The 20,282-nt window shown below is 30.4% G+C and carries 27 protein-coding genes; 5 read left to right on the forward strand and 22 right to left on the reverse strand.

Annotated features, from left to right (window positions below; all coding sequences use genetic code 11):
- Positions 1–91 precede the first annotated feature (91 nt).
- Positions 92–658, forward strand: coding sequence for a hypothetical protein (locus MR875_08240; GenBank protein ID MCI6994823.1), 567 nt, complete (start codon positions 92–94; stop codon positions 656–658).
- Here MR875_08240 and MR875_08245 read toward each other — a convergent pair whose 3' ends face one another.
- The 10 genes from MR875_08245 to MR875_08290 form a co-directional block, all read right to left on the reverse strand.
- Positions 659–1,342, reverse strand: coding sequence for a uracil-DNA glycosylase (locus tag MR875_08245; protein MCI6994824.1), 684 nt, complete (start codon positions 1,340–1,342; stop codon positions 659–661).
- A gap of 26 nt (positions 1,343–1,368) precedes the next feature.
- Positions 1,369–2,448, reverse strand: a complete 1,080-nt coding sequence (locus tag MR875_08250; protein ID MCI6994825.1) for an acyltransferase — start codon at positions 2,446–2,448, stop codon at positions 1,369–1,371.
- Positions 2,449–2,460: 12 nt separating this feature from the next.
- The gene (locus tag MR875_08255; GenBank protein ID MCI6994826.1) at positions 2,461–2,931 is read right to left on the reverse strand and encodes a pyridoxamine 5'-phosphate oxidase family protein; all 471 of its coding nucleotides are present in this window, start codon (positions 2,929–2,931) and stop codon (positions 2,461–2,463) included.
- Between the two features lie 45 nt (positions 2,932–2,976).
- Positions 2,977–3,633 carry a hypothetical protein gene (locus MR875_08260; protein MCI6994827.1) on the reverse strand — a complete coding sequence of 219 codons (657 nt, stop codon included), beginning with the start codon at positions 3,631–3,633 and terminating at the stop codon, positions 2,977–2,979.
- Between the two features lie 197 nt (positions 3,634–3,830).
- Positions 3,831–4,277, reverse strand: coding sequence for a GNAT family N-acetyltransferase (locus tag MR875_08265; protein MCI6994828.1), 447 nt, complete (start codon positions 4,275–4,277; stop codon positions 3,831–3,833).
- Positions 4,274–4,984, reverse strand: coding sequence for an alpha/beta hydrolase (locus MR875_08270; GenBank protein ID MCI6994829.1), 711 nt, complete (start codon positions 4,982–4,984; stop codon positions 4,274–4,276). The genes MR875_08265 and MR875_08270 overlap by 4 nt, the downstream gene beginning before the upstream one ends.
- 59 nt (positions 4,985–5,043) lie before the next feature.
- Positions 5,044–6,186 carry a toxic anion resistance protein gene (locus MR875_08275; protein MCI6994830.1) on the reverse strand — a complete coding sequence of 381 codons (1,143 nt, stop codon included), beginning with the start codon at positions 6,184–6,186 and terminating at the stop codon, positions 5,044–5,046.
- A gap of 90 nt (positions 6,187–6,276) precedes the next feature.
- Complete coding sequence (gene dtd, locus MR875_08280) at positions 6,277–6,720, reverse strand: D-aminoacyl-tRNA deacylase (protein ID MCI6994831.1); 444 nt, start codon at positions 6,718–6,720, stop codon at positions 6,277–6,279.
- Positions 6,721–7,956 (reverse strand): serine/threonine transporter SstT, encoded by a 1,236-nt coding sequence (gene sstT / locus MR875_08285; GenBank protein MCI6994832.1) that lies wholly within the window; start codon positions 7,954–7,956, stop codon positions 6,721–6,723. It abuts the gene before it with no gap.
- Between the two features lie 104 nt (positions 7,957–8,060).
- On the reverse strand, positions 8,061–9,011 hold the full coding sequence (locus tag MR875_08290) for a malate dehydrogenase (GenBank protein ID MCI6994833.1): 951 nt from the start codon (positions 9,009–9,011) through the stop codon (positions 8,061–8,063).
- 361 nt (positions 9,012–9,372) lie between these two features.
- Here MR875_08290 and MR875_08295 point away from each other — a divergent pair, with 361 nt between their 5' ends.
- Positions 9,373–10,023, forward strand: a complete 651-nt coding sequence (locus MR875_08295; GenBank protein MCI6994834.1) for a hypothetical protein — start codon at positions 9,373–9,375, stop codon at positions 10,021–10,023.
- A gap of 51 nt (positions 10,024–10,074) precedes the next feature.
- Complete coding sequence (locus MR875_08300; GenBank protein ID MCI6994835.1) at positions 10,075–10,872, forward strand: amidohydrolase family protein; 798 nt, start codon at positions 10,075–10,077, stop codon at positions 10,870–10,872.
- Between the two features lie 22 nt (positions 10,873–10,894).
- Here MR875_08300 and MR875_08305 read toward each other — a convergent pair whose 3' ends face one another.
- The 3 genes from MR875_08305 to MR875_08315 are packed head-to-tail and all read right to left on the reverse strand — an operon-like array spanning position 10,895 to position 13,048.
- On the reverse strand, positions 10,895–11,311 hold the full coding sequence (locus tag MR875_08305; protein MCI6994836.1) for an NUDIX domain-containing protein: 417 nt from the start codon (positions 11,309–11,311) through the stop codon (positions 10,895–10,897).
- Positions 11,312–11,351: 40 nt separating this feature from the next.
- Positions 11,352–12,353 (reverse strand): GGGtGRT protein, encoded by a 1,002-nt coding sequence (locus MR875_08310; protein ID MCI6994837.1) that lies wholly within the window; start codon positions 12,351–12,353, stop codon positions 11,352–11,354.
- 2 nt (positions 12,354–12,355) lie between these two features.
- On the reverse strand, positions 12,356–13,048 hold the full coding sequence (locus MR875_08315; protein MCI6994838.1) for a hypothetical protein: 693 nt from the start codon (positions 13,046–13,048) through the stop codon (positions 12,356–12,358).
- Between the two features lie 120 nt (positions 13,049–13,168).
- Here MR875_08315 and MR875_08320 point away from each other — a divergent pair, with 120 nt between their 5' ends.
- A complete protein-coding gene (locus tag MR875_08320; GenBank protein ID MCI6994839.1) occupies positions 13,169–13,465 on the forward strand; it encodes an antibiotic biosynthesis monooxygenase in 297 nt (98 codons plus the stop codon).
- Between the two features lie 157 nt (positions 13,466–13,622).
- On the opposite strand, the gene MR875_08325 is transcribed toward MR875_08320, so the two are convergent.
- Together MR875_08325 and MR875_08330 are read right to left on the reverse strand one after the other, a co-directional pair.
- Entirely contained in the window at positions 13,623–13,850 is a 228-nt protein-coding gene (locus MR875_08325; protein MCI6994840.1) for a 4Fe-4S binding protein, read from the reverse strand.
- Between the two features lie 59 nt (positions 13,851–13,909).
- Entirely contained in the window at positions 13,910–14,452 is a 543-nt protein-coding gene (locus tag MR875_08330; GenBank protein ID MCI6994841.1) for a flavodoxin family protein, read from the reverse strand.
- 140 nt (positions 14,453–14,592) lie between these two features.
- Here MR875_08330 and MR875_08335 point away from each other — a divergent pair, with 140 nt between their 5' ends.
- A complete protein-coding gene (locus MR875_08335) occupies positions 14,593–15,300 on the forward strand; it encodes a PD-(D/E)XK nuclease family protein (protein MCI6994842.1) in 708 nt (235 codons plus the stop codon).
- On the opposite strand, the gene MR875_08340 is transcribed toward MR875_08335, so the two are convergent.
- From MR875_08340 to MR875_08370, 7 genes are all read right to left on the reverse strand, one after another.
- The gene (locus MR875_08340; GenBank protein MCI6994843.1) at positions 15,301–15,453 is read right to left on the reverse strand and encodes a hypothetical protein; all 153 of its coding nucleotides are present in this window, start codon (positions 15,451–15,453) and stop codon (positions 15,301–15,303) included.
- Positions 15,454–15,456: 3 nt separating this feature from the next.
- Positions 15,457–15,783, reverse strand: coding sequence for a hypothetical protein (locus MR875_08345; protein MCI6994844.1), 327 nt, complete (start codon positions 15,781–15,783; stop codon positions 15,457–15,459).
- A 72-nt stretch (positions 15,784–15,855) separates the two neighbouring features.
- Positions 15,856–17,589 carry a Na+/H+ antiporter NhaC family protein gene (locus tag MR875_08350; protein ID MCI6994845.1) on the reverse strand — a complete coding sequence of 578 codons (1,734 nt, stop codon included), beginning with the start codon at positions 17,587–17,589 and terminating at the stop codon, positions 15,856–15,858.
- 334 nt (positions 17,590–17,923) lie between these two features.
- A complete protein-coding gene (locus MR875_08355; GenBank protein ID MCI6994846.1) occupies positions 17,924–18,202 on the reverse strand; it encodes a hypothetical protein in 279 nt (92 codons plus the stop codon).
- Positions 18,203–18,646 (reverse strand): hypothetical protein, encoded by a 444-nt coding sequence (locus MR875_08360; GenBank protein ID MCI6994847.1) that lies wholly within the window; start codon positions 18,644–18,646, stop codon positions 18,203–18,205.
- Positions 18,647–18,648: 2 nt separating this feature from the next.
- Positions 18,649–19,137 carry a hypothetical protein gene (locus tag MR875_08365; protein MCI6994848.1) on the reverse strand — a complete coding sequence of 163 codons (489 nt, stop codon included), beginning with the start codon at positions 19,135–19,137 and terminating at the stop codon, positions 18,649–18,651.
- 192 nt (positions 19,138–19,329) lie between these two features.
- On the reverse strand, positions 19,330–20,280 hold the full coding sequence (locus MR875_08370) for a ketopantoate reductase family protein (protein MCI6994849.1): 951 nt from the start codon (positions 20,278–20,280) through the stop codon (positions 19,330–19,332).
- Positions 20,281–20,282 lie beyond the last annotated feature (2 nt).

The raw sequence follows: 20,282 nt of genomic DNA on the forward strand, positions 1-20,282 counted from the left end.
ATGGAGATTTTTCTATCAATTCTTTACTTTTTTTTAACATTAATTTTCAAATATCATAAAAGACATATACTATTTTTAGAGTTGAATTAATATGGAAATTACAGCTGAGGAAATGAAAAAAACAATACAAAAAATATATGATAAACTAGATAAAGTATCTCCAGTTGATTTTGACTGCGGAAAGTTATGTGGTGAAGTATGTTGTGTTTATGATGAAGAAGACTATCGAAATGAAGATTTAGCATTATATCTATTACCTGGTGAAGAGTTGATGTATGAGGATAGTGATAGCTATGAGTTATATTATATTGATTCATCCGAAATAAAATACCCTCATTCCTGGAAAGGACAAATATATCTAGTTAAATGTATCAATCCACCAAGATGCGACCGAAGCATCAGACCTATTCAATGTAGAACATTTCCTTTAATCCCGCACATCAATAAAAAAGGAGAATTCCATTTGATATTTGATGAAAGCGAATTTCCATACAAATGCCCAATTGTCCATGACCACATAAAGTTAAACGATGATTTTATTAAAACAACTTATGAAATATGGTCTATGTTAATTTCCAATCCATTAGTCTATGATTTGGTGGATATGGACTCCAGAATGAGAGACAATAGAAAAACAGATTATGAAATAGTAATTTAACTATTTAAAATCAAAAAGATCATTTTGGAGTTGCCAATTTATTTCACCAACACCATTTTCTTTTAAAAATTCGTTTGCCAATCTAAAATGATTAGATCCTAAAAATCCCCTTCGTGCTGAAAACGGTGAAGGATGGGATGTAATCAAAACCAAATGATTAGGGTTTGTAATCAATTCCTTTTTCTTTTCTGCCTGTTTTCCCCAAAGCAAGAATACAATTGATTGTTTTTGGTTATTTAATATTTTAATTACATTATCAGTGAAAGTCTGCCATCCGCATTTGCTGTGGGAATTTGCATTGCCTTTCTCAACTGTCAACACAGTATTTAGTAGAAATACACCCTGTTTTGCCCATTTCTCCAAGCAGCCAGAATCAGGAATCGGATAATCATATTCATCATAGATTTCCTTGAAAATGTTTTTTAGAGATCTTGGAATTGGTCTGCCACCAAGTGTTGAAAATGCAAGACCATGAGCCTGGCCTTCCTCATGGTACGGATCCTGACCTAAAATAACTACCTTAACATTATTTAGAGGAGTTAACTTGAATGCATTAAATATGTCTTCATAAGGAGGATAGACTGTTTTTGATTCATATTGCTCTTCAATAAATTCCATAATCTTTAAAAAATAGTCCTTTTCAAATTCATCCTTTAAAGCCAAATCCCAATCATTACCAATCATAAAATATAATTTGTAGTTAATTCATTTTAACTTTTACCGGAAAATCTATTTAGATATGGAATCTTATCTAAAATCCACAATATCACTAAAGATATCACTATAACAATTATAACCAGAAGAGGTATTGATATCAGGAAATTTTGGTCTAAAAAGAATTTAGTGTAATTTATTTTTAAATGGTAAATTATAAGATAATGGCATAAATATAATCCAAAACTGTAGTTACTAAACACAGTTATTGCATTTCCTACATTATTACTTTCAATATTTGTTAAAAATTTTGTTTTAGACAAATACTTGAAAAATATGAATATATTTACAGATAAAGCTAAAATCAATAGATTAAAATATCCTTTATAAACAAAATGATTGCTTGAAGTTGATTGAGGAACTACAAATCCAAATATATAATAGGAATATAAAATTATTGATACAACTAATGTAACTGCAATAATAATTTTTGAATCTATTTTTCTTCCAACATAATCATTATTGGCAATGAAATATCCAATTACAATATATGATATAAAAGATACAAAATATACCAATCTAGAAAAATATGGATTAAATAAACCAAATTCAGAAATCAATATATAAATTAAAGATAAGCCTGTTAAAATTTTAATGAAAATACTGTCAAAATTCTCTTTTCTTTCATTTCCAAACTTAATCACTTTATTTATTGCAAATATTCCCAAATAACATATTATTATCATCCATATGAACCAAAATGTTACTCCAAGAGTTCCTGATGTTCCCAATAATATATCAATTGAACTTTTTATATTGAATCCATGCCAGATATAAACTGATGCATATGCAACATAAACTAAAACCCAAAATAGAAATGGAATTAATAATCTTGACAATCTCTTTTTGAAAAATTTAATTAAAGAATCATCCCGATTCAACAGTAATGCTCCGCTAAGCATGACAAAAATAGGTATTGAAAAATCCCTTAAGCAATCAAAAAAAGCAGTAACTGGAAAATACGAACTGTTAACACCAGTTATTAAAAAGAAGATAGCTGCATGACAAAATACTATCCCAATTATTGCAATTGCCCTTAATACATCAAAATAAAAAATTCGTTTAGATTTATTCATAAAAACTCAAAGCTATTTTTCACGTACGAATTTACCACTCATATGCTCAATTTCAAGTTCAAAAACTTCAGTTTTATTTAGGAATTTGTTAACTTCTTCAATTGTATAATCATGAGTTGGAAAGAACTTATCCCCAAGATCAGTCAGTTTTTCCTTTTTCTCATCAATATCAGTTAAGATCCTGATTTTACCAAAAACAATTACACTTTTAAATGTGTACCACCAGTTTCCATCTTCCATAACACCTTCATCAATTACACAATAAGAAACCTTAGGGTAATTTTCTATTGCATCCTTCTTATGGCCTTTTTGAGCTCCATGAAAGTAAATTTTACCATCAACATATACATGATCCATTGGAACTGCATAGGGATAATCATTATCCCCAAGCAATGCCAATACTCCACGAGGCTCATTGGTTAATATTTCAACACATTCATCTTGTGAAAGTTGCTGTTTTACCCTTCTCATTTGTCTAAACATATTTATAATCTTTAAAACAAGTGATAAATAAAGTTTTATTATAACTTATTTATTGTCTTTTTCATCAATATATTCTTTTAATTCATCAAATTTATGATTAAAATGCCTTATTAAGATACCTGCAGTCAATGTAGCTGTACCCACACCAGACAACACATAACCACTCCAAACCAATAGTAAACTATCAAGTTTACCTATTGCAGTATTTCCCAAAACAGTGTAACCATTACTTGTAAAAGCATTAGAAGCCATCACAAGAGCATCCAACAAGCTAACTCCTTCAGATATTGAAGTAATAATTAAACTGAAAACAATAATTGCAAATAACAATAATATAGTTACTCCCAATCCATGTGAAGTTGTATACTCCTGGAAATTATCATAACTTAATTTAGCCAAATAAATGAATATTGGCAAGTGAATAAAATTGACTAAATCTATCAATGTAGCTCCAAAAATCAAATAGGACAAAGAACCGAAAGGAATTATTAAAAATAGAAGTATTTTATTTTTCCATGTTGATTTATCAAGAGTTAAACAGAAATATAATGATAATATACAATCAAAAACTGAGAAATAAATTAAATTGCTATTATAATAAACAATTGAATAAAGAACATTTATGAAACATGCTGCAAGCAATATCAAGTAGAATATTTGTCTTAATGAATGAACTTCATCTTCAGGAATATAACTCTTCAAATCAAAATGCTTACTGTCCTTTATACTTGAATATACTTTACCAACAATGATATAACCTATATAAAAACAAATATATCAATAACAAACTCAAGTAAAGATATTGTCATAAAATTTAATCCCATTAATTGAACTGATGCCATAAAATCACTATTAAAATCAATACCATCATTTATATTTATAAAGTAATTTAAATTTAACTAATTATTTTCATATAAAAATTCATAATGGTCAATACCATCTTCCAGATAAACTTCAGAAACTCGTTTAAATCCCAAATTTTGATAAAAATCAATCAAATAAGCCTGACCGGATAATCTAATTTTTGACTTGTTTAAATCATTTACAATAAAATTTATGGCTTTTTTCATCATTTTTAAAGCAATGCCTTGACCCCTATGAGATTCCTTAACTACCAATCTGCCAATAGCCATTTCTTTATATGAAACACCCTCTGGAATTATTCTTAAAACACCAACTATTTCATTATTATCCTTAACGATTAAATGATATGCACTTTGGTCCTTATTATCCAAATCCTGATATGGACAATCCTGTTCTACAACAAATATTTCTACTCTCAATCTTAAAATTGCATATAACTCCAAAATTGACAGTTCATTGAATTTTTTAATCTCGAATTTCATGCTAACACATCATTTATAAATGATATAATTTTATTTGCAGCCTGATTTTGCTGTAATTCTGGTGAAATTTGAGCTATACCATCACCTGACTGGTTACCATAGTATCCGAATTGAGCATGATTTCCACCATCAATTACAAATTCAGTGAAATTATTTTTAATCAAATCCTTTGAATCATTGTATTTTTCCATGTTCAATACATTATCATTGGATCCATAAATTGACAATACTGGTTTTTCAATTTCATTTGTGGGATATGCAGCAAACAATATTAATCCTTCAGTATTGTTTGTACTGTTAACGTATGATGCCGCCATTGATCCACCCAATGAATGACCTGCTATGAAGTAATGATTATAAGAAGAGTTTTTGATAATTTCATCTGCACTGTTCTGACCTAAAATAGCTAAATTGAATGGCATTTCAACTGCATATGTGTCAATACCTTTGTTTGATATATTTTTAAGCAATGGTGCATATGAAGTATATTCCACTTTGGCTCCAGGATAAAAAATCAATGCAGAATCATTGCCTGGGCCATCAAACAATAATCCATTTGATGTTTTCAATACTGAAACATTGCCACTACTGTTTAAACAGTCTGTGGCGGTCTTTTCAGAATGATAATAATCATTTACATAATATATTCCAAACAAAATAATGATTGCAAAAACAAGTAAAAAAGCAATTTTAATTTTTTTATTCATGAATATATTTAAAAAAGAAGTAATATTTAAAAATTAGATGTAGCAGGTTTTAAAACCCACTATTTCAATATGTTTTCATTTGTTGTTTCTATTTTATCAACGACTTTTTGACCTTCATCAGCGAGGTCACTAAACATCATGATTGTTTCTTTCATTTTAGGAAGTGCTTGTTCCTTATATGTACTTACATCTTCAATAGCTTGAATTGCTTCTGAAAATGATGCTTTTAAAACTTCAGGAGAAATCATAGTCTCTGCACTGTGCTTTTGAATTTCCCCTCCTTGTTCCTTAAGCATGTGTGAAGTGGATTCAATGATGTGTTCAGTTGTGGAGTTGATAATGTTGATTTTATCCATTACAATTTTTTGATCGTATAAAGCACTTGCAACCATTACACCAGTCCTTAATGCTGAAACAGTTACATTTTGTGCACGTTTAACACCACGAATCAATTCCTTATTGTTCCTTCTAATTACATTAAGGGATACAATACCTTGTTGATTTACAACAATCATTTGCTGCATGTCCATAATTCTTTGTCTGAGAGGGAATAATATTTCTTCACGGACAAATTTGATTTTTTCCTCATCAATTCCGTCAATTTCGGCAGACTGGATTTGTGCTTCAATGGATGAATCCATCTGTTTTGCGAGTTCAATATCTGCAAGAAGTTTATTGGTTACTTCCCTTAAATAATTTTCTTCATTTAAAAGAGTGGTATTATCATTTTGAAGGACTTTACTACTTTTATCAAGTGATTGAACAATATCTGCTATTGCATTTTCTGCTTTTTCATATTTAGCAAAGTATTTTCTGATAGGATTCATTAAATTTCCAAGAACTCCTTTTTTGGTGAAATCAAGTTTACCCGGATCCAAGTCTTTTATTTGTCTGTTTAACTCAAGCAAGTTTTCACCAATATTATCAGATTCCTTTCCACCTTTTGTCAAGTCAACAAATCTGGTAGCCAACATTTCATTATGTGCTGCAGACCTAGACATTTCATTTAAACCAAAGTTATCCAATGGTTTTAATATTTCTTCTCTTGCATTTGGATTGTTTAAATCAGTATCAAAAATTGCTACTGCATTGCCTTGTGCCTGATTTTTAAGATTAGAATCTTCTAATTTTTTTTCTTCTTCTTTTAAAGTTGTTTCAACATCTTCTTTGATTTCATCAACATTCAATGAAAATTCTGCCATCATATCACCTTAATTTTAATATCTGATGAGTAAATACTTGAATAATAATATTTTTTTTATAATTTTTATATGTATGTATTTAAATTGTTATTATTCATCTGCTTCTTTTTCAAGAAGAATTGTTACTGGACCATTATTTAATAAGTCAACTTTCATATATGCTCCGAATTCGCCTGTTTCCACAATAATCTCTTCCGCACATTTTTCTGTGAAATAATCAAACAAACCAGTTGCAATATCTGGTGATAATGCCTTATGAAAAGAAGGTCTGTTCTTTTTAGTTGAAGCATATAATGTAAATTGAGGAACTAATAATAATTTACCACCAATATCTTTAACTGATTTGTTCATGCGACCATTTTCATCCTGAAATATCCTTAATTTCAAAAGTTTTTTTGAAAGATAATCTGCTTCTTTTTCAGTATCATTTTCTCCAAAACCGACTAAAACCATCAATCCTTCATCAATTTCACCAATAATTTTTTCATCAACTTCAACACTTGCATTTGTAACTCTTTGAACAACTAACCTCATTTAATCACCTTTTTTTGCAAATTCTCCTAAGAAATTAACTGGAACTCCTCTTTTCATACGATCATGATACTCAGCAGTTGCGGAGAACAATGCATCACCTGCTGAATTTAAAGCAGTTTCACATGAATCCTGTACAACACCAATGATAAATCCAACTGCAACAGCCTGCATTGAAACATCCGCACTAATTCCAAACAATGAACATGCCATTGGAATGAGCAATAATGAACCTCCAGCAACTCCTGATGCACCATATGCACCCAATGTTGAGAGAACACATAAAGCAATTGCAATTGGGAAAGGCACATTTATCCCCATAGTATGACAAACAGCAAGAGTCATGACTGAAATTGTTACAGCTGCACCTTCCATGTTAATTGTTGCACCTAAAGGAATAGTAACTGAAAAGAAATCCTCATCAAGTCCCAAACGTTCACATAAATTCATATTAATTGGAATATTGGCTGCAGAACTTCTTGAGAAAAATGCTGTAATACCACTTTCTTTTAAACATGTTAAAACCAATGGATAAGGATTACGTTTTAAAATAATTCCAGAAATCAATGGATCAGTTACAAATGCAACCAACGCAATACAGGTTACAAGAAGCAATAATAATTGTCCATATTGAGTGAAAATACCCAAACCACTTTCACTAACAGATTTAAATACTAATCCCATAACCCCAAAAGGAGCGCATTGAATAATTCCCTGTACAATTTTAGTAATTGCCTTACTGAAATCTGATAAAATATCTTTTGTATTTGAACTTGCAACACTTTTAAGAGCTAATCCTAATACAACTGACCAAAACAATATTCCTAAATACTGACCTTGAGCAAGCAAATCAATCGGATTTACAAATATACTTGAAATCAAAGTATACATCACTTCACCAAGACCTCCAGGTGCTGCTTCAGTACTAGCAGCTGTAAGATGCATAGTAACAGGGAACAAATAGCTAACAGTAACCGCAACAAGAGCAGCTAAAAATGTACTAAACAAATAAAGTCCAATAACAGTTTTAAATCTAGGCCCTATACCACTTTTTGCATTGGCAATAGCAGATATAACCAAAACAAATACTAAAATAGGAGCAATAGCCTTAAGAGCATTTACAAATAATTCACCAGGAAAAGCAATTACTGTCCAATCAGGAACAAAAACTCCCAGAATTGCACCAATAATTGCACCAATAACAATTTTTAAAATAAGACTTGATTCTGTCCATTTCATAATATACTTTTTCATAAAAATTCCTTCAATAAAAATATAATAAAATAAATATATAGTTTATAATAAAAAAATGTTAAGTATAGTTTACAAAAAAGAAAAAAAGATTAAATATTTAAAGTTTCATTAACATGCTTTGTAGTTTCACGAATAGTTTCTGCAGCTTTTATGAAACTTTTTTTCTCATAGTCACTCATATGAATTGGAACAATCACAGCAATTCCATTTTTAGAAGTAACCGCTGGAACACCTAGAGAAACACCTTCAACACCTTCAACTTCTCCATCCAAATAACAACTTACTGTTAACACCTTATGAGTATCGGTTATTATTGTTGAAATAATGTTTGAAATTGCAAAAGCAGGACCGTATTCAGTTGCTCCTTTTTTGGAAATAATTGTTTTTCCTGCATTTCTAAGTTGCTGAAGTAATGATATTACATCCATATCAACATATTCAACAAAATATTTCAATGGAATACCACCAATAGTAGTTGAACTTAAAAGAGGAACCATATTCTCACCATGCTCACCAACAACCCTCGTATGAACTTCAGATCCATTGATATTGACCATTCTTGAAAAATAGTTTTTTAATCTAAGTGAATCCAAGTGGTTTCCAACACCAATCACTTTCATTTTATTAAATCCTGAAGCTTTAAGAGCAACTGTTGTCATAACGTCCACTGGATTTGTTGCAACCAAAATAATTGAATCTGGCGCATATTCTGCAATTTGTCTTGAGTAATAATCTACAATTTTTGCATTAGGAACAGCTAAATCAAGACGACTCATTCCAGGACTACGATGAATTCCTGCTGTTATAAGCACAACATCAGAACCTTTAATATCATTAAAATCACATGTAGGAGTTAATTTACAATCAATATTTCTTGAAGATAATGCATCATACATGTCATAAGTTTCACCTTTTGCCTTGTCAAGACTTTGAGGTCTTGCAACCATAACAATTTCATCAACTGTATCTTCCCTTGCTAAGGTAAATGCAACGTTTTTACCTATTGTTCCAGTTGATCCAAAAATACTTACCTTTACCATAAGAATATATTGATTTTTATTATAAAAATAATTTACGAAACTTAAAATTAATTAAAATATTTTTATTTTAACAATGAAAAATTAAACACTCTGATTAAAATTAATCAAAATCATACAATTTATATGATTAAAATAAACATGTTAAATAAATTTAAAGAAATTTATACCACATATATGAATCTAATAATACTTATATGATTTTAAATTGAATTAGATGAATTGGTCAGAAAGATAAAAATGAAAAGATTTACTAATCTGTCTAAAATCATCATAGATTTACTATAAAAGGTAGAAAGAATATAAGATATTTTGTTAAAAATTACAAGACATATATTAAAAACATTAATTACATGATGATAACATGAATACCGATGACTTAAAACTAGAAACAAAATGTTATGACGCTAATGAATACGGATACTTATACGGACTAAACAAAAGAATCCCCGATGAAGAATTTGAAAAAATAAAACAATACTTCAGAGATTTCAGAAGAATGGATTTCGTAGAAGGAAATGTTCAAGTAACCGGAAGACCAGAAGGATACAGATGCCTTGAAAAAGATGTGAGCAAAGTAGAAAAAATTCTTGGAATAACAAATACCCTTGAAAAAAGACAAAACAAAATAAAAGAGGCATTCGCAGATCCAATCAAAAAGGCAAATTTGATTGACCAATCATATGAATGGTTAAAAATGCTTTTTGAAAAAGGTGGAACAAGACCAGAACAAGACTTAAGCAGATTGGCTGTTCATTCAACAAAAATGTACGACCCTAAAGATAGCTTTAAAAATGGTTCAGAAAATGGTGAAGGTGAACTGTTCATATACACACCTCATGGAATGTGGTATATCATAAACAATTCGGGCGAATTTTCTGACAAATCATTAAATAATGTTCAAACTACACAAGGAGGTGCTGTAGGCCATAGATTAATGTATGACGATTTAGTTGACAGATTAATTAGAATCTACACAGAAGAAAATTTATACACTGGTGCAAAATTATATTAAGTTTATTGAACAAATCATTATATTTATTATATTAAATAGAAGGTTAATTTTATGCAAAAGATTATAAATTCACATTGTCACATTTATCCAGAAAAAATAGCTTCAAGAGCTGTTGTTGGAATTAAAGACTTTTATGATTTAGATATGTCATTAAACGGAAAGGTCAGCGGTTTAATAGAAGATGGTAATAAAGTTGGTGTTACCCATTATCTAGTTCATTCTGTTGCAACAACTCCAAAGCAAGTAAAATCAATTAATGAATTTATTGCAGAATCCGTAAATACCAATCCAGAATTATTCACAGGATTTGGAACATTACACCCAGACAGTGAAGATATACAAGCTGATTTCGATTATTTAATTGAACTTGGTCTTAAAGGAGTCAAATTACATCCCGATTTCCAATTATTTTCAATGGATGGAGAGAAAGCATTTAAAATTGGAGAAATTGTAAACGAAGGAAATGTACCTTTAATGGTCCATTGTGGTGATTTTAGATACAATTATTCAAATCCTGATCAAATTAAACCATTTTTAGAAAAATTCCCAGATTTAACTGTAATAGGCGCTCATTTTGCAGGTTGGAGTGTATGGGAAGAAGCTACCGAAAAATTAGCTGGAGCACCTAACTTATATGTTGACTTAAGTTCAAGCTTATATGGATTAAGTCCTGAAAAAGCTGTAGAATTAATTCACGCATATGGTGCAGATAAAGTTTTATGGGGAACAGATTATCCTATGTGGGAATCAGTTAGTGAAATGGAATATTTCAACAAACTTGATTTAACCGAAAAGGAAAGATCCCAAATCCTATATGACAATGCTGCAAAATTATTAGGTTTAATTTAAAAAAAAGTTATAAAAAAAGCATTTAATTTTTAAATGCTTCAATTGCTGGTTGAGTTAATAATTCATCAGCAATCATTTTATCTATTTCCTCTAAAGAAAACCAACCATAATCATCATGTTCCCTGCTTATTTTCACTACATCACTATCGCAGGTAACATTCATAACTAATTGAATTGATTTAATTTCTTCTTTTGTCTTACATGTAGTGTAATCTTTTCTAACTACTGCATGAAGTTCTTTAATATCAATTTCAAGACCAGTTTCTTCTGCATATTCTCTTTTTAGAGCATCATCAAAGAATTCTGATTTTTTAACTTTACCACCAGGAATCTCCCATTTTTCAGCATCATGTGATGAATGAGATCTGATTTTTAAAAGTAGAATTTTATCATTGAATTCACAGATTCCTCTTATGGTTAATCCCCATTTAGTACTCATAATAGTACCTCCAAAAAATAGTTAAAAGGGAAATATTCCCTTATTGTTTCATTGCTTTTTCAACAGCTACTGCAACTGCAACAGATGCACCAACCATTGGATTGTTACCCATACCGATTAATCCCATCATTTCTACGTGAGCAGGAACTGATGATGAACCAGCAAATTGAGCATCAGAGTGCATACGTCCTAAAGTATCGGTCATACCATAGGAAGCAGGACCTGCTGCCATGTTATCTGGGTGTAAAGTTCTTCCTGTTCCTCCACCAGATGCAACAGAGAAGTATTTTTTACCTTGCAAGATGCATTCTTTTTTATATGTTCCAGCTACGGGGTGTTGGAAACGTGTTGGGTTGGTTGAGTTACCAGTGATGGATACATCAACTCCTTCCAAATGCATAATAGCTACACCTTCACGCACATCATCAGCACCATAACATCTAACTTTTGCTCTTTCACCGTCAGAGTATGCTTTTTCTTTAACTACTTTCACTTCACCTGTAAAATAGTCAAATTCAGTTTCAACATGAGTGAATCCGTTGATTCTTGAAATGATTAATGCAGCATCTTTTCCAAGACCATTTAAGATTACTCTTAAAGGTTTTTCACGTACTTCATTTGCAGAATTTGCAATACCTATTGCCCCTTCAGCTGCAGCGAAACTTTCGTGACCTGCAAGGAATGCGAAACATTCACTTTCATCGCTTAAAAGCATTGATGCTAAGTTACCATGACCTAAACCTACTTGTCTGTCATCTGCTACACTTCCAGGAATACAAAATGCTTGTAAACCTTCACCAATTGCTTTTGCAGCTTCAGATGCTTTTACACATCCTTGTTTTATAGCAATTGCAGCACCAAGAGTATATGCCCAGCATGCATTTTCAAAACAGATTGGTTGAACACCTTTTACGATTTCATATGGGTCAAAATCTTTGTCAAGACAGATTTGTTTTGCTTCTTCAAAGTCTTTGATTCCATATTTTTCTAAAACTGGAGTGATTTGGTCGATTCTTCTTTCATAACTTTCAAATAAACTCATAATTATTCACTCCTCGGATCTATTTTTTTAACTGCATCATCAAATCTTCCGTATTGCCCAGTAGCTTTTTCTATTGCTTCTAATGGATCAACACCATCTTTAATGGAATCCAACATAACTCCAAGATTGATGTATTTGTAACCGATGATTTCATTATCTTCATCAAGGCCTATTTCAGTGATGTAACCTTCAGTTAATTCCAAGTATCTTGGACCTTTTTCTTTTGTAGAATAAATTGTTCCGACTTGGCTTCTGTGGCCTTTTCCTAAGTCTTCAAGTCCAGCACCAATTTGAAGACCTCCTTCTGAAAATGCAGATTGAGTTCTTCCGTAAACAATTTGTAAGAATAATTCACGCATTGCGGTGTTGATAGCATCACAAACAAGATCAGTGTTTAATGCTTCAAGGATTGTTTTTCCAACTAATATTTCACCAGCCATAGCTGCTGAGTGAGTCATACCAGAACATCCTAAAGTTTCAACTAATGCTTCTTCAATGATTCCATCTTTAACATTCAAAGTTAATTTACAACAACCTTGTTGCGGTGCACACCAACCAATACCGTGTGTAAAACCAGAAATATCACTTATTTCTTTTGCTTTAACCCATCTACCCTCTTCAGGGATTGGAGCAGGGTCGTGATTTGCACCTTTGCGAACAAGACACATATTTTCAATTTCTGTTGAATATATCATCTTTTTTCTCCAATATTTTACTAATTTAATATATTTCTTTTTTTATTAATGTATTTTATGAAAAATCAATTAAAATAATTTAAGTATAATAAGAATTAAATTTCTAATTGGTGTTTATCTATGGATTTCATAGTTGTTTTAGCAAAAATCCAACCTAAAGAAGGTTGCCAAGACAGTATATTAGAACTTTCCGAAGAGTTAATTTTTGAAACTTTACAGGAAGAAGGAAACATCGATTATCAATTATTAAAATCAAATGAAGATGATTCATTAACTTTTGTTGAAAAATGGGAAAGTCCAGAAGCTCTTAAAAAACACATGGCTTCACCACATTTCTTAAACTTCCATGATGAATCTGGCGAATTTGTTGAAAGTAATGATATTCAAGTTCTAAAAGCTAGTGAAGTCAAATTTTAATTAACTTGTAGTAGATTACTAACTTTAAAATCACTGCTTTTTTTATTACTTTTTATTATTTTAAAAAAATAAATAATTAAACTAACTATTTTTATAATAACTATAAGAATAATTAATCCTATTTTTAATATATTAAATATGAATTTTCTCATCAAAACTAGTTAACTGTTATACAGTCATTAGGACAAATTGCCATACAGACTTTGCAGCTTTTGCAGACTTGAGAGTCACGCACAGTAGCGACATCATCCACCATCACAAAAACATTGTTTGGACATGCAATGCCACATTTTTCACAGCCATCACAGCTATCCTCGTTAATGTCAATATGACATTCTTCAACTATCTCTTTCTTATCTCTCTTAAAAAATGAAAATAATCCCATAAATGATTATCTATAAAAATAGTTATTAAAAGTTATCTAAAAAAATAAAAAAAGTTGGTTTAGAATTTTAAACCAAGTTCGTAAGCTTCTTTCAATTTGTTTTCTTGTTCTTCAGCAACGATACCTGCAGGACCAGCACTACCTGCGTCAACATGACCAATTACTTCATATCCCATGAATCCGAATGGAGATGCTTTGGTAAGTTCAATGTATGTGTCATATGTGTGTTCAGGTTGGTTTTCAGTAAAGATTAATGCTGCTTTACCAGATAAGCTTTTATCTGGGTTTTGACCAATGCTGTAGAAACGGTCAATGATTAATTTACCTTGAGCAGACATTTGTCCGTAGTAGATAGGAGTTGCAAATATTACACCATCAGCTTCAATCATTTCATCCAAAATTTTGTGTCCATCATCTGCACGTACACATTCAGGATTTTCAGCACAGTACATACATGCTTTACATGGAGCGATTTCTTGATCTTCTAAATAGTATTTGACAACTTCTCCACCGTTTTCTTCAATACCTTTAATCATTTCATCCATTAATACATCACAATTTCCGCCTTTACGTGGACTTCCTTGAAGTGCTACAATTTTCATTATATAATCCTCCAAAATAATTAATTATCATAAATTTTTACAAAAAAATAGCTAATTAAATAGCTATTGTATAATTATAATCTTTAAAGTATTTAAAACAATAATAATTTATTTAAAAAAGTTTCAATAAAATGATACATATGAAATTATCAAAGTCAAAAGTCAACACATATCTAAAATGCCCCCTTGAATTTAAATTTCAATATATTGATGAAATTGAAGTTCCTCAAAACAAGTACATGGCTCTTGGAAGCGATGTTCATTTAGTAGCTGAAAAATTCGCTGAAAAATTTGGTGATGACCTAGATGATATAAATATCGACAATGAACTCCTAAAAATCGCCCATGATGAAGATATTGGATATGACTTGACTGAACATCTTGATAATTTAGGATCTTTTTTTAAAAGAATATTTGTTGAAAACAAATATAAGCTATTTTCACAGGAAGAATACTTAATTGATGAAGACCATCGTTTTTCTGGAATCTGCGACATAATTCTAGAAGATGAAAATGGAGAACTAATTGTTATTGATTATAAAACTTCAAAATCCAGTTCTTTTTCAAAATATCGCCGTGAACTATGCTATTACAAATTGCTTGTTGAAAATGTATATGGAAAAACAGTTTCACAAGTTGGAGTATACTTTACAAAAAATGATAAATTAAGACTGCTCGAAATTTGCGATGAAGAAAACAAGCGCAAATACTTAAATGACGATGAAATAAAAGAAGCAGTTGAAACAATGTATAAAGTTAGAAGAGAAATTAATAATGAAAATTTCCCTGCAAAAAGACAATATTTATGCAGATTCTGCACTTACAGACATATCTGCAAAGGATATTGACTACCTGAACATTCTTGGAATGAACCTATTTACATTCTGAGAATAAATCTTATAATCTTCACCATACAATTCAATCAACCATTTCTCCTCTGTGTTTTTAATAACTACTGTCAAAACAATCCAGTAAATTACAGGCAAAACAAATAAGTACACATTTTAAGAGAATAGTATTGCACCAGTTGAAATGTAAAGTGATGGTGCATAAATAGGATGTCTAACCAATGCATAGACTCCAGTTGTTTCAAGTTTATTTTCTCTAATTTTCCCATATATTCCTGATTTAACAGCTAAAAACCAAAATAGAATTCCATTAATTACAACCAATACACCTAAAATCATCAAAAGAAAATTTAAAGCATCAACAGAATATATGGGCATTGCATTATAAAAAGTTAATATGACACCAATCATAGAAATTATGAGAATTGGAGCAATTAAAAACGGCCCAATACCAAAAACGGGCAAATGATTATTTTCTTTCATATCTTATAATATATGAAAATTAATATAAAATAGTTTTTAACTAAAAATAAAAAAAGATATGAAGTTAAGAGGCTATGCCTCAACTTCATCAAAGTCTACTTTTTCACCTAATACTTTAAGTCCGATGTACATTACAACTACACCTATAGGAACTGAAATGAACCAAGGGATTCCTAAACCAGCTGGGATGTAACCAATGAAGATTGCTACACATGCAACGAATACTGCATAATAGATTTGTGTTTGAACATGATCAATGTGGTTACAACTGGTTCCCATAGAGGATAAAATAGTTGTATCTGAAATTGGAGAACAGTGGTCCCCAAAGATTGCACCAGTTAATACCCCACTGGTACATACGATAGTAAATGACATGTCACCAGAACTTACTGCCCAAGCTAATGGAATTGCTAAAGGCATTAATATACTCATGGTACCATATGCTGTACCTGTTGCAAAGGAAATTAAAGCTCCTAAGATAAAGATTAATGTAGGTACGATGAATTGTGGTAATGTGTTTTTAAGAACACCTACTAAGTAAGCAGCAGTTCCAACATCACCGATTACTCCACCTAAAGACCATGCAAGAAGTAAGATTACACCAGTGATAACAATGGTTTTCATACCTCCAATCCATTCGGAGATTGCATCTTCAATAGTGAGTATTTTTTCACCAACAGCCATTACAATAGCTACAATAGATGCGAGAAGTGCTGCTTGGAAGAGGGCAACAGATGCATCAGATTGAGATAATGCTTGGAAAATACCATCAAATGATAAAGGAGCAGTATTCATTAAAGTAATGAGAGCTTGATCTTCTCCACCTAAAATGGTTGTGTATCCACTCCAGTAGAATGCAATAAGAGCACCTACAATTAATGTACCGATAGGAATGATTGCATTCCATACGGATAATTTAATTCCTTCAACTGGTTTAACTTCATCAAAACCAGGAGCACTAGGAACAATGATTTCTTCATCTTCTTTTCTAGCACGTGCTTTTTGTTCTGCTTTTTTCATTGGACCGAATTCATATAATGTTATTGCTGAAACAACAATAAAGAGTAAAATGAAAATGTTATAGAATCTGTATGGAATAGTTTGTAAAAAGATACCAAAACCAGTAACGTTAGTTACACCAACTGATTCAAATCCAGCAGCGATTAAACTGATTTCTAAACCAATCCAAGTTGAAATAATAGCAATACCTGCTACAGGAGCAGCAGTTGCATCAACTACAAATGCTAATTTTTCCCTAGATACTTTGAGTTTGTCCATAACTGGTCTCATAATAGGACCAACAATTAAGGAGTTTGCGTAGTCATCAAAGAATACACATAATCCTAAAAACCAAGTGAATAATTGAGCTTTTCTTGGAGTATCTGCTCTTTTAGCAAATGATTCTGCAAGAGCTTTTGCCCCACCCATTTTTGTTACCAATTGGATGATACCTCCAATAAGTAAACATTGAAGGACAATACCAGCGTTCCAAGGATCAGCCATACAGGAGATAATTTGAGAACCCATTTGTAAAAATGCGTTGATTGCAGTGGAAACAATGTTTAAATCATTTACACATAACATAAATTCTCCTACGAATACACCCATAAACAATGATAAAATTGTTTCTTTAGTGATGAATGCTAAACCAATAGCAACTAAAGGTGGTAAAAGTGTTAATATACCAAAACGAATTGAATTATCATCATTTGCAGGTGTTTGAGAGATCCATAAGGATAAAATGAAAAGAGCTATAATAGATACAGCTGCAATTATTCCTAATTTCATATTATCATTAATATTCATTATTACACCATTTTCCTATACATTTATTAAAATAAACTAAAAAAGTTAATTTAATACATTATGTTAATGTCAACCATAATTAACTTAAAATGTACATATTTATTTTAGTTTTAATAATATAAAAGATTTAACATTTAATTTTGAAAATAATTAAAAATTTTATAAAAAATAGTGAATTTAAACATGATTATTCATAAAAAGGAACAATAATTAAAATATTTTTAAATACAATATAAAAAGCAATATTTTTTTAATCAAATTTTAGTAAAATTAAAATTTTTTTAAACAAAATAGAATGTAATGAAGTTTTAATAACTTCATACATTGATAAAAATTATTCAAGCAATTCCTCTTTTGAGATAATTTTATTTTGAGAATGAATGTCTAAAATGATTCCTGAAAATTCATCATCATTTTTTGCAAGTTCCCTAAATAAGTCCATTGAGACTTCACAAGGTTTATAATCTACAAGTTCCAAATGTTTAAAACCTTTTTCATATTCATCAATGTTGGAGAATACAATTATTTTAAAATCTTCAAGACTTCCTGTAACAAGAAAATCTTTTTCATGATCCTCCCCAATTGCAGGGCAAATAAAATTCAAATTGAACACCTAAAAACTTGCATTTCTATCCATATTGAAGTTTTGTGAATGAGGATTTATTACAAAACCTTGGAAATATTCATCTTCATCAGCTATTTCAGATATGTCTTTTGGAGTGAAAACTTTCATTTCCAATTTATCCAAGAACAATTTGGATATTTTTGCGCTTCCAACAGCATATTCTCTAATATCTGTAAAAATAGGAATAATATACTCTTTACTTTTTTCAGTTAAGGTTAGCTTAACTGGCTTTTCAGCTTCATCCACTAATGTAAAATAGATTTCCTCAGGAAATGCTTTTTTGATATTTTTTTTAATAGCTTCAAGTTCAAGAGCATCTTCGCTCTTGAGCTTTTTTGCCATGTCAGCATATATTTGAATATACTCTTTTAGTTGGCTTTTTGAAGCTTTAACATTATTTTTTTGATAATCTTCATAATCTTTAAGATTCATATCTATTCACAACATTCGTGAACATCTTCGCCGCCGATTACAAAGTCCCATTGTGGTGCGTTAATAGCAAGTCCAATGAATTCTTCATCTTCAGCATAATCAGCAACAATTTCATTACCGATTTTTTTATCACATACAAATTCATTTTCTTCAAATTGTTCTTTAAATACTTCAATAGCTTTGTTTGCTTCTTCCTCATCAGTGAATACAGGAATAACAAATTCTTCTGCTTCATCTTCTTCATCACTGATAATTAATGCAACGATTTCTTTTTCTTCACTGTTAGCGTTGGATACTATGATAAATTCTTCATCAAATACACTGTGTTCGATGTCATGATAGATTTCACCTAATTCTTCGATTTGTTCTTTGTTTTCTTCTTCGAAGGATTCAGGAATTTCTTCATTTTCATCTAATACTGCTTCGATTTTTTCGTTTAAGTCATCGTCAAGTTCAATAAATTTTTTAACTAATTCTTTAAGTTCGCTCATTTTATCACCGTAATATAATAATCATTAAAATAAGTTTTTTTAAAACAAATGAACATTCTCTTCCTAAACACCACTAAAGGAATGCAAACGAATGCTCATTTCAACCATCACCATTGTTCATATTATAAAAAAATAGTATATAACAATATGAACAATAATATTTTTATTTTCAACCTATATAAAGGTTAAGGTTCAAAATTCGCTTTCAATAGCTTTTATTAAGTTATAGATAATTTTATTTGTACTAACATCAATATTGTTTTTCTCACCTAGTTGGATAACTTTACCAGTCAGTGAATCAATTTCTGTTTTTATTTTCCTTTGAATATCCTGATGTGTTGATGAATAATGATTATAAGTATCGGGAACAAGTTTAGAGTAGAAAATATCCTTATATTCATCGGAATTATTCCAAAGAGTAGAATAACTTGATGCTTTTATTACATTGAAAATCTCATCAATCAAATTATTCATTATTTCAAGAGTGTATTCATTTTCAGTTAGTTTACCATAATTGACATCAAGAACTGCACCCAATGGATTTAATGTGCAATTGTAAAGCATTTTAGCCCAAAGATATTTATCAATTTCATCTGTAAGTTCACATTTAATTCCTGATGCAGTTATCATATCTGCTATTATCTGCAGTTCTTTTGGATCCTCTTTTTGAAGTGATCCAATAAGTATAGGTTCAGTGTATACAGTTACTTCACTAATATACTTTTTAGGTCTTGTAAAACCAGTGATGACTCTTGCTGAGAATACATATTTCTTATCAAAAAATCTTAAATACGGTTCATCATTTCCAAATCCATTCTGGAAAATTATAATTTTGGAATTTTCTTTTAGAATATCTCTGTTTTCACTTAATTTTTGTGAAATATCATCGTTAGCAGTTGTTTTTGTTGCAATGAATACATAATCAATTGTATTCTTAGGAATTTTAGAGTAATCTTCATATACATTCACTTCATCTTTTGAAAATGAGTAATTTGTAAAAAGCCCTGTTCTTCTTATCCCATTTGTTTGAATTTCACAAGCTGTTTTGCCTCTTGCAAAAATTGAAACATTCACTCCCTGTGACAACATTGATGCTGCAAGACCAATTCCTACAGCCCCTGAACCTATTACTAGAATATTCATTT

This window comes from Methanobrevibacter sp. (assembly GCA_022775905.1).
Classification (GTDB): Archaea; Methanobacteriota; Methanobacteria; order Methanobacteriales; family Methanobacteriaceae; genus Methanocatella.

Coding starts and splice junctions, on each gene's coding strand:
- MR875_08240 (MCI6994823.1), top strand. CDS start 92: ATGGAAATTACAGCTGAGGAAATGAAAAAAACAATACAAAAAATATAT.
- MR875_08245 (MCI6994824.1), bottom strand. CDS start 1,342: ATGATTGGTAATGATTGGGATTTGGCTTTAAAGGATGAATTTGAAAAG.
- MR875_08250 (MCI6994825.1), bottom strand. CDS start 2,448: ATGAATAAATCTAAACGAATTTTTTATTTTGATGTATTAAGGGCAATT.
- MR875_08255 (MCI6994826.1), bottom strand. CDS start 2,931: ATGTTTAGACAAATGAGAAGGGTAAAACAGCAACTTTCACAAGATGAA.
- MR875_08265 (MCI6994828.1), bottom strand. CDS start 4,277: ATGAAATTCGAGATTAAAAAATTCAATGAACTGTCAATTTTGGAGTTA.
- MR875_08270 (MCI6994829.1), bottom strand. CDS start 4,984: ATGAATAAAAAAATTAAAATTGCTTTTTTACTTGTTTTTGCAATCATT.
- MR875_08275 (MCI6994830.1), bottom strand. CDS start 6,186: ATGGCAGAATTTTCATTGAATGTTGATGAAATCAAAGAAGATGTTGAA.
- dtd (MCI6994831.1), bottom strand. CDS start 6,720: ATGAGGTTAGTTGTTCAAAGAGTTACAAATGCAAGTGTTGAAGTTGAT.
- sstT (MCI6994832.1), bottom strand. CDS start 7,956: ATGAAATGGACAGAATCAAGTCTTATTTTAAAAATTGTTATTGGTGCA.
- MR875_08290 (MCI6994833.1), bottom strand. CDS start 9,011: ATGGTAAAGGTAAGTATTTTTGGATCAACTGGAACAATAGGTAAAAAC.
- MR875_08295 (MCI6994834.1), top strand. CDS start 9,373: ATGAATACCGATGACTTAAAACTAGAAACAAAATGTTATGACGCTAAT.
- MR875_08300 (MCI6994835.1), top strand. CDS start 10,075: ATGCAAAAGATTATAAATTCACATTGTCACATTTATCCAGAAAAAATA.
- MR875_08305 (MCI6994836.1), bottom strand. CDS start 11,311: ATGAGTACTAAATGGGGATTAACCATAAGAGGAATCTGTGAATTCAAT.
- MR875_08310 (MCI6994837.1), bottom strand. CDS start 12,353: ATGAGTTTATTTGAAAGTTATGAAAGAAGAATCGACCAAATCACTCCA.
- MR875_08315 (MCI6994838.1), bottom strand. CDS start 13,048: ATGATATATTCAACAGAAATTGAAAATATGTGTCTTGTTCGCAAAGGT.
- MR875_08320 (MCI6994839.1), top strand. CDS start 13,169: ATGGATTTCATAGTTGTTTTAGCAAAAATCCAACCTAAAGAAGGTTGC.
- MR875_08325 (MCI6994840.1), bottom strand. CDS start 13,850: ATGGGATTATTTTCATTTTTTAAGAGAGATAAGAAAGAGATAGTTGAA.
- MR875_08330 (MCI6994841.1), bottom strand. CDS start 14,452: ATGAAAATTGTAGCACTTCAAGGAAGTCCACGTAAAGGCGGAAATTGT.
- MR875_08335 (MCI6994842.1), top strand. CDS start 14,593: ATGAAATTATCAAAGTCAAAAGTCAACACATATCTAAAATGCCCCCTT.
- MR875_08345 (MCI6994844.1), bottom strand. CDS start 15,783: ATGAAAGAAAATAATCATTTGCCCGTTTTTGGTATTGGGCCGTTTTTA.
- MR875_08350 (MCI6994845.1), bottom strand. CDS start 17,589: ATGAATATTAATGATAATATGAAATTAGGAATAATTGCAGCTGTATCT.
- MR875_08360 (MCI6994847.1), bottom strand. CDS start 18,646: ATGAATCTTAAAGATTATGAAGATTATCAAAAAAATAATGTTAAAGCT.
- MR875_08365 (MCI6994848.1), bottom strand. CDS start 19,137: ATGAGCGAACTTAAAGAATTAGTTAAAAAATTTATTGAACTTGACGAT.
- MR875_08370 (MCI6994849.1), bottom strand. CDS start 20,280: ATGAATATTCTAGTAATAGGTTCAGGGGCTGTAGGAATTGGTCTTGCA.